Below are 759 nucleotides of genomic sequence, written 5' to 3' on the forward strand. Positions count from 1 at the left end.
TGACGTTGCCCCCAACTTCTATCCAGCCTGAAGGAGACTCGGGCGGTTGTTTTGGCCGATCTGGCCGGGGTGAGCTACGGGGGCTGGCGCAGAGCTGGTCATTGAGCGGAGCGGCAGATCCCGTCGCGGGTTGAAGGTGTCGGCATATTCGTTCGGTGTTAGCCAGCCGATCCCTGAGTGTGGTCGGTTGATGTTGTAGTCGGCTCGCCATGCCGTCAGGCTTGCCCTGATGTAGGGGAGCGAGGGGAACAGCGTCTCGTTCAGCAGTTCGTCCCTGAGCCGGCCGTTAAAGCTCTCGATGAAGGCGTTCTGGATCGGCTTTCCCGGGGCGATGTAATGCCAGTCGATGCCCATCCGATCGGCGAAGGCCAGGATAGCATTGGAAGTGAACTCGGTGCCGTTATCGCTGACGATCATCTGGGGCTTTCCGCGGCTGGCCATGAGTGTCTCGAGCTCGCGCGCTACCCGCAGTCCTGAGAGCGATGTGTCGGCAACCAGGGCCAGGCACTCGCGCGTGCAGTCATCGACCACGGTCAGCACTCGGAAGCGCCGGCAATCGGTCATCTGGTCGGAGACGAAGTCGAGCGACCAGCGCTGATTGGGTGCCATCGGGATCAGCATCGGCGCCCGTGTGCCCATCGCCCGCTTGCGGCCGCCGCGGCGGCGCACGACCAGCTTCTCCTCGCGATAGATGCGGAACAGCCGCTTGTGATTGACCATATGGCCTTCTCGCCGCAGCAGTACGTGCAGGCGCCGATA

At 63.0% G+C, this 759-nt stretch carries 1 protein-coding gene; it reads right to left on the reverse strand.

Annotated features, from left to right (window positions below):
* Window positions 1–18: 18 nt before the first annotated feature.
* On the reverse strand, window positions 19–759 hold a 741-nt coding region (locus WH91_RS10320), incomplete at its 5' end, for an IS3 family transposase (protein WP_046170935.1).

This window comes from Devosia psychrophila, from assembly GCF_000971275.1.
GTDB classification, from domain to species: domain Bacteria; phylum Pseudomonadota; class Alphaproteobacteria; order Rhizobiales; family Devosiaceae; genus Devosia; species Devosia psychrophila.